Here is a 12,603-nt window from a genome sequence, read left to right as displayed (position 1 = left end):
CGGCCTAGCGAGGTCAACAAGCCCCGGGGTTCACCTCTCCGCCCGCGAGCATCCTTGTCGTGAAGTCCATCGCGTCGTTGTAGGACGCCGCGATTGCTCCGCGGTGATCGGCACCCTCGTAGGTCTTGAACTCGATGTCCGAGCCCTTGGCGCAGTAATCCTTGACTGCGCCGGACGTACTTGCCACCGAGACAAGAACATCCGTGGTTCCCTGCGCGAACAAGGTGGGCACCTTCGGGGTTACGGTCGACAGTTCCTGCTCGTTCAGGTTTGCTGTCAACGCCGTCAGATCTGCACCCTCACGGAAGATCTGATCAACGGGGACAGTCGGTACCGCACGCACTGCCGCCAGGCACCCCGTCCGGGCAGCCTCGAGGAGCGGCTGGGCCTGATCCGACAGCAAGTCTTCAGGAACTACAGACGGATCAACTGCCTGTACGCCCAGCAGGATGACCGGAACAAACGGCACTCCCCCTGCCATAGCCTGATTTCCCGTAGCAACCATTGCCGGAATCTGGGCCGTGCCGTTTCCGGGAGCTATCGATACCGCACCCTTCAGATTCAGTTCCGGTGCCCGGTCCTTGCCGATCTGAGACGTGAAAGCGGCGGCCTGCCCACCTTGGCTGTGGCCCATCGCAAACCAGTCCTTGCCAACCTGATCGTCCACCTGCCGAGCGGCTCGAACGATATCGGTCACGGTATTGGCAGCGCTGGTCCCGTTCATGTACGAGTGACCGCCGGGGGTACCGAGACCCTCGTAGTCGGTTTGGACCACAACGTACCCACTGCTGACCCACTGGTCGAGCGTCTGGTCGACCACCGACAGGTAGTCGTGAACCGGACCGGCGGGAGTATCCGCCGACGGCGCACAGGCGTCGGCAACTCCCGTTGTGCCGTGTGCCCAACTGATCACCGGCCAACCACCTGCCGGGGCAGGCGTCTTGGGGATAGCAACAACTCCAGAGACGAGAGTCGGTTCACCTGAGGCACTTTGGGACATGTAGGTGATGCGTTCGTTCTTCGCCGCGCTGGGCAGTGCGGCAGATTCGGTGAGATTGTGCGCGGTGATCAGAGTTCCCGGCGACAGTTGTGGTGCCTGCGGATCTCCGAAGGACAATGACCCTTCGGCCGACGCCGGGGCAGCAAAAGCTGCTACTGATGCAGCCGCACACAGTGCCAGAGCTCCACTGGACACTCGGATCAGACGCTTCTTGCGGTCGATCTTCACGAAAACTCCTCCAGATGAGTGAAAGTCAGTGCAGTGAAAGTCAGTGCAACGCAACCGTTGCGCCGATCAAACCTTGTGCCTCGTAGATCTTGGCTGCGACTTCGTCTCGCATAGCCACGAACTCGGGGGTCGAACGGACAGCGGTGTCGACGGGTTCGCGATTGTCACCCTTGAACCACACCTTGCGGTCGTAGATGACGCGACCCGGCCTGGCGCCCATCACAATCACTCGGGTTCCGAGGAAGATCGCCTCTTCCACACTGTGAGTGACGAAGAAGACCGTCTTACGACGCTCGCGCCACAAGTCGAGCAGTTCGAGCTGCAACTTCTCGCGGGTCATGGCGTCGAGTGCACCAAAAGGCTCGTCCATCAGGATAATTCGCGGGTCTGTGATAAGTACACGCGCAATCTGGCAGCGTTGCTGCTGGCCACCGGACAGCTCGTAGGGCTTACGGTCACCATACAACTCCAAGCCGACCATTTCCAGCATCCGATCGGCCTCGGCGGCACGCTCGGCGCGAGGAACTCCCCGCATCTTCAGCCCGAACTCGACGTTCTTCCGCACCGACAACCACGGGTACAGATTTGCTTGCTGGAACACCACACCACGATCCGGGTCCGGCCCCTTGATGTGCGTGTTCCCGACCATGATGGTTCCCTCGGTCGGCGCTTGGAAACCGGCAAGCATTTGGAGGAGCGTCGTCTTGCCACAACCGGACGGTCCGACTACGCAGACAAATTCTTCCGGTTCGAACGTCAAGCTGGTTGGGGCCAGCGCGAGTACCGATTCACCTGAGGTGACGTACTCCTTCCGAACTTCGGTGAGTACGACGCGAGTGCTGAGGTCTGTAGCCGTGCTTGTCATGACTGGCCCACTTTCGTCACGGCGTCCGTGTAGATTCCCTCGGCGTAGGTGCTGCTGGGGCTTACTGCGTCGATGTTTCCCTGCTGCAGCAGGAATTCCGCAGTGCCGAAAAGACTTTGAGTGAATTCGCCGCCGAGGAAGGCGGGGCCGGCTTGCTCCGCCGCCGAGAGGTACGTGTAGCCCGCCAACTGCGGCTTGATGACGTCGGGGGCAATACCGAGTTGAGCAGACATCGATACTGAGGCACCAGCGGGATCGGCGTTGATCCGGCCGGCTGCGTAGTCCTGCAGCTTGGTCCACATGAGCATGAATTCCGGATTGGCGGAGACGAATTCAGTGGTAGCACCCGAGAGATCGAACGTGGGCGCGCCCTGTGTCGCAACATCAGCGCTACTCATGACGATGTGACCGTCGGCCGTCAGCTTCGACAGCGTCGGATCCCACACCCAGGCCGCGTCGATCTGTCCACCCTGCCACGCTCCGAGCATTGCGTCCGGTTTCAGACTCATGAGGGTGACATCGGCAGTCATGTTTGCCGCTCCGAGGGCTGCAAGCAGACTGTAGTGCGACGTACTGCCGAACGGTGTCGCGATTTTCTTGCCCTTCAACCCTTCCAATGTGGTTATCGATGGGTCTTTGACAACGAGCGACTCGGCTTCGCCGATCACGTCCTGGATCCAGACGACCTGCATCGGGATGTTCAGCGGTGCCGACAACGCCATTGTTGCCGGACTCGAACCCAAAGTTCCCAGATCCAGGCTTCCGGAACCGAAGGCCTGCACTACATCCTGCCCCGAACTGAACTTGCTCCACGTGATATCCGCATTGGGCATGCACGCCTCGAGCAGGCCTTGATCCTTGACGATCAGATCACCGTTCGGAATGTCCTGATACCCGATCCGTGCCGACGTAATCACCGATTCATCCACTGTGACAGGACAACTCACTGAGCTGTCCATCGAGCGGCTCATCTCACCTCGACCCGTTTCCACACACGCGGTCAAAGTTGTCCCCAGAGTTGCAGCGGAAACCACCGCGATTGCAATTCGCCTCGACTGACCGGTCATGCCTTACCCTTCCATGGTGCTACGAGTGTTCCGATTGCCTTGATTGCGGAGTCGAGAACAAGTGCGGCGCAACCTATGACGATGATGCATGCGTTTGTGAGTGGTGTATTGAGCTGCGTGCCGGCAAGATAGGCCAACCCGCCGATACCGGGTATGCCGTTGTTGAGTTCCGCGGCCACCACGGTGGTCCAGGCAAAGCCGACTGCGATTCGAATACCGTTGATCACTTCCGGCAGCGTCGACGGAAAGACCACATTCGTCAGTACCTGAGTTCGGCTCGCACCCAGAGCTCGAGCGGCGTTGATCTGATCGACCTTCACCGAGGTGACGCCGTTGAGTGTGGCTATCGCGATCGGTGGGAAGGCAGCGAGGAACAGCAGCCAGATCTTGGAGGTGTCACCGATACCGAACCAGACGATCAGCAGGCCGATATAGCCGAGTGGCGGCAACGCACGCAGAAAGTTCAGGTACGGCTCCACGAAGGTTCTGATCGGGACGGACATCCCCATCGCAAAACCGATCAGCGGACCCACGATCACGGCCGCGCCGACGCCTGCCGCTATGCGCTGACCGCTGGCGATCAAGTGTTCCCAGAGAAAGTAGTTCTGTTCGCCGAGCACTTCGCGGTCGACACCGGGCGCCACCTGATGCCAGGTGTTGGCCCGAATGAACGCATCCCACACCGAACCTGGTGAAGGAAGGAATAATTCGTCGATCACACCGGCTGCGGTAACACCCCACCACGCCACGAGGAACGCAACCAGAGCCGCAATCCGGACTCCGATTGAACGCACCCGTTCCGGTGTGAAAATCGGTGTGCGCTTCTTCGCGGACACTGCGGGCGGAGGAGTAGGTACACGCGTAGCTTCTGTTGAACTCGGTGAAGCAGTTGAACTCGGTGAAGCAGTGGTGGTCATGCCGTCCTCCTGTGCACTCGCTGAGCTGAGGTCTGGTCGCGAGCCAGTACAAGCATCGAGTCGACGTTGACTCGGCTCGGGCGGGTCACAACCCAGGCAACGCATTCCGCGATGTCGTCCGCGGTCAACGGATCGGCGCCGGCGTACACCGCGTCGGCACGCTCCTTGTCGCCACCGAAGCGCACCATGCTGAACTCCGTCTCCACCATGCCGGGATCGATCTGGCAGACACGGATGGGTTCGCCGAGCAGTTCGAGGCGAAGAACCCGAGTGAGCGCTGTCACAGCATGTTTCGCGGCGTTGTACCCAGCGCCGCCGAGGTAGGGCTCGCGTCCGGCAATCGACCCGATGGTGACGACAGTAGCGTTTCCGCTCTCACGAAGGCGCGGGAGAAGCCGCTGTGTGACGCGCAGTACACCGAGTACGTTGACGTCGAACATCGCGGTCCAGTCGGCTTCGTCGGTGTCGGCGATACTGTCGGCTCCCAATGCGCCGCCGGCATTGTTGACCAGCACGTCACACCGCCCGATCGACGCGCAGAAGGCGTCGACCGATTCGACGTCCGTCACATCGAGAGACAGAGCGCGAGCACCTGTTTCACGTGCCAACTCCTCGAGTCGATCCATTCTGCGTGCACCCATCACCACGTCGAAACCCTCTTTGACGAGGTGGCGCACCGTAGCGGCACCGATGCCGCTGCTGGCCCCGGTGACCACGGCAACTGGAGCTTTCATGACGGACATAGTTGTGAACTCCTCGATGAATGATGTTTCGGCCCTGAGAGATCCGCAGACACGAGATCCCGACGGCGGTGAATGAACTGCTCACCAGTGTGCTCGTGATCTGGCCCCCACTCCAGTGCCACCTGCGTGGTGAATTTCTCGGGCCAGTCGTAACGTAGCCGTCTCGTGTTAACGCGAAGGTTCCATCGTGTAACTGGCCCCAGGAGATGCCCTCGAATCTGGATCTGGCGCAGGACCACAGCCATTCCCCATCCTTGAGTGGACTGAAGAAGTTCCAACCCTCGATCAGGAGGTTTCTGCCATGGCAGCTCCCGCAATCAGCACGTCACAACGCACGTACGAGTTGGATCGCGCACACGTCTTTCACTCATGGTCGGCACAGAAATCCTTGCAGCCCATGGTGGTCGAGCGCACAGACGGCTGCTACCTGTGGGACGGCGACGGCAAGGAATACCTCGATTTCTCGTCGCAACTCGTGTACACGAACGTCGGTCACCAGCATCCCAAGGTTGTCGCGGCGGTACAGGAGCAGGCTGCGAAGCTCTGCACCATCGCGCCGGCGCACGCAAACGAGGCTCGGTCCGAGGCAGCGCGTCTGATCGCCGAGATTTCACCCGAAGGAATGGACCGGGTGTTCTTCACCAGCGGCGGCGCAGACTCCAACGAGCACGCAATTCGCATGGCGCGCTTGCATACCGGTCGCTACAAGATCCTTTCGGCGTACCGCTCGTACCACGGCGCTACTGCCGAGACGATCAACCTGTCGGGCGATCACCGCCGGTGGCCGAACGATTACGGAAACTCGGGCGCCGTTCATTTCCACGGACCTTTCCTGTACCGATCCGAATTCCGTTCCGAGACAGAGGAACAGGAATGTGAGCGAGCTCTCGAACATCTCGAAACTCTGATCCGCTTCGAAGGTCCGGCCGCGTTTGCCGCGATCATCGTCGAATCCGTTCCCGGCACCTCCGGCATCATGCCGCCGCCGCCCGGATATCTGAAGGGTGTTCGTGACATCTGCGACCGATACGGCATCGTCATGATCTGCGACGAGGTCATGTCCGGCTTCGGCCGCACGGGCGCCTGGCTGGCAATCGACCATTACGACGTTGTCCCCGATCTCATCACGTTTGCCAAGGGTGTGAACTCCGGTTACGTGCCCCTGGGCGGAGTCATCGTCGGCGAGAAGATCTACAACTCGTTTGCCGAGCGTCCGTACCCCGGCGGCATGACGTACTCCGGCCACCCGCTCGCCTGCGCCGCAGCGGTGGCCACCATCACCACGATGCACGAGGAGCGCATAGTCGAGAACGCAGAGTTCATCGGTCGCACGTCACTCGGACCGGGCCTACGCGCTCTCGCGGACAAGCACCCGAGCATCGGGGACGTCCGCGGTCTCGGAGTCTTCTGGGCACTCGATCTCGTGACGAACCGCGAGACGCGCGAGCCCCTGTCACCGTATGGCGGCACCAACGCCGCGATCGGCCAGACGATGGCCGCCGCCCGCGACGCCGGACTGCTCGTCTTCAACAACTACCACCGCATCCACGTCGTCCCGCCGTGCACCGTGACGCCGACGCAGGTCGACGCCGCACTCGCCATGCTCGACACTGCCCTCGACGTGGCCGATTCCTATTACGACGGTCCCCGGTGACAGCCTCGGCCGTCCACGCCAGTGCGCTCGACGACGCGCGCACGCAACTCGCGGAGGCAGTGGCGGCCCTGGGCTACCCGGACGGCCTGCACCGCATCCTCGGGTCCGCCAGACGTGAGACGACGGTCAGCGTTCCGCTGGTCCGCGACAACGGCGACGTTGAAGTGTTCACCGGATACCGCGTGCAGCACAGCATCGCGCGCGGACCGGCGAAGGGCGGGATCCGGTACAGCGCCGGAGTGAATCTTGACGAAGTGCGGGCTCTCGCAATGTGGATGACGTGGAAATGCGCGCTCCTCGATATTCCGTACGGCGGGGCAAAAGGTGGGGTGGACGTCGATCCCCTGACTCTCTCCCCGGCCGAACTCGAACGACTGACCCGGACGTACACCCAGGGAATCTCACCCGTCATCGGACCGGACAACGATATTCCCGCTCCGGACGTCGGCACCGACGAGCAGACGATGGCCTGGATGATGGACGCCTACTCCGCAACTCGGGGCCGTGGTGTCCCGGGCGTGGTGACGGGCAAACCGCTTGATCTCGGCGGTTCGCTCGGCCGCCGGACGTCAACCTCACGCGGTGTTGCGCACATCGCGTTGTTGGCTCTGAAAAAGGCAGGCATAGAACCGAACTCGGCCACCTCCGTTGTCCAGGGATACGGCAAGGTGGGAGCCGACGCTGCCGACTACCTCGGCGACGCGGGAGTCCGGATCATCTCTGTCAGCGACAGATTCGGCGCGGTGCACAACGCCGACGGATTGAACCTGCCCCTTCTGCGAGCCCACGTCACCGAGCACGGTTCCGTCGCAGGCTTCCCCGGAGGTGAGCAGATCGACCCCGCTGCCGTTCTCGAACTGGATGTCGACCTCCTGGTTCCCGCTGCGGTTGAAGGAGTTATCCACGGCGGCAACGCACATCGCATCCAGGCACGTATTGTCGTGGAGGGTGCAAACGGGCCAACCACCGCCGAGGCCGACGCCGCACTCGAGCGGGCGGGAGTGTTGGTGGTCCCGGACATCCTGGCCAACGCCGGCGGAGTGGTCGTGTCCTACTTCGAATGGGTTCAGGCACAACAGGGTTACTGGTGGACTCTCCCCGAAGTAGAACGGGGACTCGATGATCGGATGACTGCAGCCTGGGCTGCGGTACTGGATCAGGCTGGTGCTACCGGCACCACGCTCCGACGCGCCGCGATGACCCTGGCAGTCGGTCGCGTCGCTCGGGCCCACCGCGCGCGGGGCCTCACTCACTGATCCGGCGAGACTCATCCAGTAGTCGGTGAGCAATTCCTCCAAGCAGTGCGATGCCCGGTTCGATCGAATTCTGGTCTATCGAACCGAAACCCAGTCGCAGGCAGTTTCGGGAGCCTGTCCCCGGAAAGAAGTAGCGGGAGCCGTCGGCCACCAGGATCCCCTGCAGGGCTGCACGTTCCGTGAGTTCGGCAGCGTCAAGATCCTCCGGGCCGGTGTACCAGACACTGACACCGCCCGGAGGAAACGACGGCGTCTCAACTCGTGGCATGTACTTGTTGATCGACTCGGTAATGATTTCCCAGTTCTGCTTGAGCCGGCGACGATGCGAGCGCAACACCTTGTGGTAATCACCGGACATGATGAACAACGCCAGCGACCGCTGAATATGTCCCGGAAGATGTTTGGTTCGATGGTGCCGTTCTGCTCGAAGTGCCGCAATGACAGGCGGATCCGCCACGATGTACCCGATGCGCAGGCCGGCCGAGAGAAACTTCGAGAAGGAACCGAGGTAGATCACCCGGCGGTTGTCCCCCAAGGATTTGAGGGACGGAGTCGGCCTCCCACGAAAGCGGAATTCGCTGTCATAGTCGTCTTCGATCACAAAGCCGTTTCTCTCCTCCAACAATTCCAGGAGCAACTTGCGGCGAGGCAGGCTCAATGTGACGTTGGTGGGGTGGTGATGACTCGGCGTGAGATACATGGCGTCGAAGACAGTCGATCGGTCGAACACCGCCCCACGCCCGTCAACGGGAATGGGAGACAGTTCCACACCGGAGCGCTTGAAAATGTGCATAGCGTCGAGGTATCCGGGGTTCTCGAAGCCCATGATCTTGTCGGGTCGCAACAGTACGTCGGCAATCAGCGACAGCCCCTGCTGAGTTCCACTGGTCACCAATATCTCGTCAGCCGCTGCTTCGATGCCTCGCGACGGGAGAATTTCCTTGCGCAGCGCCTCCACCAGCAGCGGATCGTCCTGATCGACGGCGTCACGCACGCTGTATCGCAGATGCGGGCCCGTCATCGCCTCACTCGCCGCGCGCAACCAACCGCGGACCGGGAAGGAGCGCAGTTCGGGCTGAGAACTGATGAACGGGTACGGATAGTCGAAGGCGTCGGGATGGCCCAGAGTTCGGGTGAACTCGACGCTCTCGCGGGGCTGAAGCAATGTAGACCAGTCAACTGGCGGAGCGGGCGGCGACGACTCTGCAGAAGGTGTTCGAGTGAGCGGGGCTGCCGCGTAAAGACCACTGCGAGGACGACTCTCGATTACTCCGAGCGCGATCAGCTCGTCATAGGCCGCTGCCACCGTATTTCGGGAAACACCAAGTTCCTGCGCCAGGTAGCGCGTCGACGGCATGGGTCGACCACCGTCGAACACTCCACGTGCAAGCAGGTCTTCGAGCATGGCCCGCACGCGCCGGTACATCGGCGTGTTGGTGGCCGAGTCGAGATACGCCGACCTGCCCTCGAGGAACTCTCCGAGATTTTCGTGTGATCGCAACCTGCTCCTCCTGATTCTGGCCCCATTAATGCTCCCACGATCTGGATCTTCCGTCAGTGCCAGATCGCCCAGAGAATGGGATTGTGATTCTTCTCCTGGTTGCCTGCGTACTTGTTGCCTCCTCGGCGATTCAATCGGCAACCGGCTCGGGTTTCGGCTTGATCGCCGGACCCGCCCTTATTCTGATTGCCCCGTGGCTTGTTCCAGCCCCGCTACTGATTCTCACCATCCCGATAATGCTGATGGTGGCGGCGCGAGAACGCGGGCATTGCGACACACGCACGGTCGGAATCGCGACCGCCACAATGGTTCCCGGTATCGCCGCAGGCCTGTGGGTCATACAGCGCGTTGAAACGGCGTCCGTTCAACTCCTGGTGGCCGTTCTCGCGCTGGCAGCAGGGGCGGCGATGCTCGCGGGTAAGTCCGTGACCGGATCGCGGCGAACCCTGGCCGGCGCCGGGGCCGCGGCCGGGTTCATGGGCGCATTGGCCGCAATGCCCGGGCCACCGCTGTCGCTGACCTATCGGCCGAACGATGCTGCCGCCCTGCGATCTACGTTGTCGACGATCTTTCTTGTCATGGCTGCGGCGACGCTTATGGCACTCCAGTTCCAGATCGGTGTTACCGGAAGCGAATTGCTTGCCGCACTCGCATTGTCTCCACTGCTGGTGTGTGGACACCTGCTCGGCTCGTACCTGGTGCGGCGGATCTCCCTGGCGGTCTTGAGTCGCACAACCACCTACATCATCCTCGCCGCGGCCACCGTGCTGTTAGCCAAAAGCGTAGCCGGACTGGCCATGTGAATCCGAGTTTTAACCCTACGGCCACCTGGACGTCTGTCCTATGGCCACCTACGGACGCTTAGCCGATCTAACTTCCTGTTCGTCGTGCCATATCGGCGCGAGCAGAAAGGACTCATCACCATGCGAAGCCCCCGCTTCGGATTGCTGGCGGCCGCAGGCGCTGTCGGACTCATGCTTGTCACGACCGGCACTTCTGCCATTGCCGACGCGTCACCATTCAGTTCATTCGACACCGGTTCTCTCGACACCGGTTCTCTCGGGGCCCCGGGCACACCTGCCGTCGGGGGCTTCACGTCCAAGACTCCGTATTCACCCGGCCAGGCCATTGGCGGACTCCAGGCCGTGCCCGCTGGTTTCACGCCCGTGTACACGGAAAGCGTTGCACGTCATGGTTCCCGCGCGCTCTCGAGCCTGAAGTACGACGACCTGAGCCTGCAACTCTGGGAGATCGCCGAAGCCGAGAACGCTCTGACTCCCGTCGGCAAGGAGTTCGGCCCCGTACTTCGTGAACTCATGGCGGCCAACCAGACGTTGGGCTACGGCAATCTGAGCGGCCTCGGCATTACCGAGCATCGCGAGATGGGTGCCCGTGTGACGGAACGCCTTCCGCAGCTGTTTGACGCAATTGCCAAGCAGGACGGCTCGATCACCCTGACGTCCTCGGGTGTGGACCGCGCAGTGGACAGTGCCGCCAACTTCGCCCAGGGCGTGAGCACCGCATTTCCGGCGATCGCCGGACATATCGGAGCTGTCACGTCTGATCCTGACGTCCTCTACTTCCACGATTCCGATCTGAACGCGGACTACAAGGAATACGAGGATTCCGATCCTCGCCTCGAAGCCGTGGACGAGCAGATCGAGAACCTGCCTCGCACTCGCGACGTGTCACGTCACATGATGGAGAAGCTGTACTCGAAGAGCTTTGTGGATCGTCTTGTCGCCGGCGAGTTCTCACTCGTCGACCGGGGCAAGGGCTCGGAAGAGATCAACAACGAGGTCGATGCCGCGTACATGCTTTACAACACGTACATCATCACCCCCGGCATGTCCGAGGAAGGTGACTGGAATTTCGGTCGCTTCATCGACCAGGACGACGCTCAGTGGCTGGCATACACCAACGACGCAGAGGACTTCTACGCCAAGGGACCGGGATTTGCCGGTGAGGACGTTACCTACCGGATGGCGACGGTGCTCCGCGACGAATTCCTGGCGGGGCTGAAAGAACATTCAGGTGCAGATTCTTTGCCCGGGGCCGACTTTCGGTTTGCGCACGCCGAGACGATCATCCCCTTTGCTGCACTGCTGAAGCTGCCCGGCAGCACGGTCGCACAGCCTGAGGGCACCTTGTACACGTACGACAACAACCCGTGGCGCGGCGAGCAGGTCAGCCCGATGGGCGCCAACATCCAGTGGGACGTCTTTGCCGGACCGGACAACGCACAGCTGGTTCGCATGCTCTACAACGAGCGTGAAACCGCGTTTGCAGCGCCCTGCACGCCGGTTGCAAGCGGAAGCTTCTTCTACACGCCGGCGGAACTCGAGCGCTGCCTGCCGGAAATCTCCCCTATAGCTTGAGGCCGGGCCCCCGGACGACGCGGACGCGCCCATGCTTGGTGCAACGCCAGCATGCGCGCTTTCTCGTCGTCTTCCATCAACAATGCATCGCAGATACGAACCATGACCCGAGACGAAACACCCACGGACGTACCCTGTTCCAGCCTTTGATAGTGGTTGAAACTGATGTCGGCGATCTGCGCAACCTCACGTCTGCTGAGGCCGTGCATGCGACGAGCACCCTCGCATCGAATACCGACCTTCTCGGGCGCAAGGCTACTACGCTTCTCGACGAGCAGCCGGCTCATCAACTGACGTGCACTCGACCCGTTCACGCCGCCGCCTTCTCCCTCACCTGAAATATACTTTTACCGAACATGTTTCAGAATATGGGACAGCAAGGTCGTGGCGGTATCTCCGAGATGACAGATAATCACGCGATACCGCCACTGCTGCGGCGTCAGGCTAGAACATCAGGCCACAAAGTCAGGCTATGAACCGTCCAATTGTCGGATTACTTTGGCAGATAGGGCTACTACCCCAGTTGATGGAACCGAAAGCGGTCGCAACAACGTTGCCGACGCCGGTATTCACCGTCGCCGACAGATAGGGGTACGTCCCCATCAGATCGACGATTCCGGCCTTACCGGTGTCGGTGTTGACCCACGCGACCGTGACCTGCCCGGCGGCCGGTATCGGTGCTGCCGCCGGGAAAGACTCGAATCGTATGTCGCCCTTGGCGATCGGCGGATTGGCTTCAGGCCCGGACTGCCCGGTGAGACCGGTCATCGACGCCAGTGACCCCTGATTGGGACAACCGATGGTCACTGCAGCACCACCGAACGGATGGGGTGGATCCGCCGAAGCGGTGCCCACGTATGCGAGTGACGCAACGATCGGCAAACCTACGGCTGCCAGGATTCGGGCAGTACGGGAGATACTCATTGAAACTCCTCGGGTCGACAACTCCCTGATCGGATACCCCTGGTACAACACCCGAAACGACCGAACAGTG

The 12,603-nt window shown here is 61.4% G+C and carries 13 protein-coding genes; 5 read left to right on the top strand and 8 right to left on the bottom strand.

Translation table 11 applies throughout. The annotated features are described in order from the left end of the window. Positions 1-13: 13 nt before the first annotated feature. From EEB13_RS12195 to EEB13_RS12175, 5 genes are all read right to left on the bottom strand, one after another. Entirely contained in the window at positions 14-1,222 is a 1,209-nt protein-coding gene (locus EEB13_RS12195) for a lipase family protein (RefSeq protein ID WP_410055764.1), read from the bottom strand. A 46-nt stretch (positions 1,223-1,268) separates the two neighbouring features. Further along, positions 1,269-2,093: an ABC transporter ATP-binding protein gene (locus tag EEB13_RS12190; protein WP_141485338.1), complete on the bottom strand. Its 825-nt coding sequence runs from the start codon at positions 2,091-2,093 to the stop codon at positions 1,269-1,271. Next, the gene (locus EEB13_RS12185) at positions 2,090-3,022 is read right to left on the bottom strand and encodes an ABC transporter substrate-binding protein (protein WP_261984505.1); all 933 of its coding nucleotides are present in this window, start codon (positions 3,020-3,022) and stop codon (positions 2,090-2,092) included. The genes EEB13_RS12190 and EEB13_RS12185 overlap by 4 nt, the downstream gene beginning before the upstream one ends. A 134-nt stretch (positions 3,023-3,156) precedes the next feature. Further along, the gene (locus EEB13_RS12180; RefSeq protein ID WP_141485336.1) at positions 3,157-4,077 is read right to left on the bottom strand and encodes an ABC transporter permease; all 921 of its coding nucleotides are present in this window, start codon (positions 4,075-4,077) and stop codon (positions 3,157-3,159) included. Next, positions 4,074-4,820: an SDR family NAD(P)-dependent oxidoreductase gene (locus EEB13_RS12175; protein ID WP_116104257.1), complete on the bottom strand. Its 747-nt coding sequence runs from the start codon at positions 4,818-4,820 to the stop codon at positions 4,074-4,076. Before EEB13_RS12175 ends, EEB13_RS12180 begins: the two co-directional genes overlap by 4 nt. Positions 4,821-5,121: 301 nt before the next feature. On the opposite strand from EEB13_RS12175, the gene EEB13_RS12170 reads away from it, so the two are divergent. After that, positions 5,122-6,474 (top strand): aspartate aminotransferase family protein, encoded by a 1,353-nt coding sequence (locus tag EEB13_RS12170; RefSeq protein WP_033235366.1) that lies wholly within the window; start codon positions 5,122-5,124, stop codon positions 6,472-6,474. After that, the gene (locus EEB13_RS12165) at positions 6,471-7,730 is read left to right on the top strand and encodes a Glu/Leu/Phe/Val family dehydrogenase (protein ID WP_033235365.1); all 1,260 of its coding nucleotides are present in this window, start codon (positions 6,471-6,473) and stop codon (positions 7,728-7,730) included. The genes EEB13_RS12170 and EEB13_RS12165 overlap by 4 nt, the downstream gene beginning before the upstream one ends. On the opposite strand, the gene EEB13_RS12160 is transcribed toward EEB13_RS12165, so the two are convergent. Then, positions 7,720-9,231 (bottom strand): PLP-dependent aminotransferase family protein, encoded by a 1,512-nt coding sequence (locus tag EEB13_RS12160; RefSeq protein WP_141485335.1) that lies wholly within the window; start codon positions 9,229-9,231, stop codon positions 7,720-7,722. The two genes, EEB13_RS12165 and EEB13_RS12160, sit on opposite strands and share 11 nt — an antisense overlap. Before the next feature lie 83 nt (positions 9,232-9,314). On the opposite strand from EEB13_RS12160, the gene EEB13_RS12155 reads away from it, so the two are divergent. Continuing rightward, positions 9,315-10,034, top strand: a complete 720-nt coding sequence (locus EEB13_RS12155) for a TSUP family transporter (RefSeq protein ID WP_187328533.1) — start codon at positions 9,315-9,317, stop codon at positions 10,032-10,034. A 120-nt stretch (positions 10,035-10,154) separates the two neighbouring features. After that, positions 10,155-11,609 (top strand): histidine-type phosphatase, encoded by a 1,455-nt coding sequence (locus EEB13_RS12150; RefSeq protein ID WP_141485333.1) that lies wholly within the window; start codon positions 10,155-10,157, stop codon positions 11,607-11,609. Here EEB13_RS12150 and EEB13_RS32460 read toward each other — a convergent pair. Next, a complete protein-coding gene (locus EEB13_RS32460; RefSeq protein WP_353805919.1) occupies positions 11,555-11,818 on the bottom strand; it encodes a helix-turn-helix domain-containing protein in 264 nt (87 codons plus the stop codon). The two genes, EEB13_RS12150 and EEB13_RS32460, sit on opposite strands and share 55 nt — an antisense overlap. Here EEB13_RS32460 and EEB13_RS32020 point away from each other — a divergent pair. Continuing rightward, complete coding sequence (locus EEB13_RS32020) at positions 11,762-11,947, top strand: hypothetical protein (protein ID WP_261984504.1); 186 nt, start codon at positions 11,762-11,764, stop codon at positions 11,945-11,947. The genes EEB13_RS32460 and EEB13_RS32020 overlap by 57 nt on opposite strands. A gap of 127 nt (positions 11,948-12,074) precedes the next feature. Here the strand turns inward: EEB13_RS32020 and EEB13_RS12140 are convergent, their stop codons facing one another. Next, complete coding sequence (locus tag EEB13_RS12140; RefSeq protein WP_033235361.1) at positions 12,075-12,533, bottom strand: hypothetical protein; 459 nt, start codon at positions 12,531-12,533, stop codon at positions 12,075-12,077. Positions 12,534-12,603: the final 70 nt, after the last annotated feature.

Origin of the sequence: Rhodococcus sp. WS3, from assembly GCF_003797085.1 — a bacterium.
GTDB lineage: Bacteria > Actinomycetota > Actinomycetes > Mycobacteriales > Mycobacteriaceae > Rhodococcus_F > Rhodococcus_F globerula.
The sequence above is the reverse complement of the archived record's forward strand: the minus strand, read 5'-3'. Positions and strand labels throughout refer to the sequence as shown.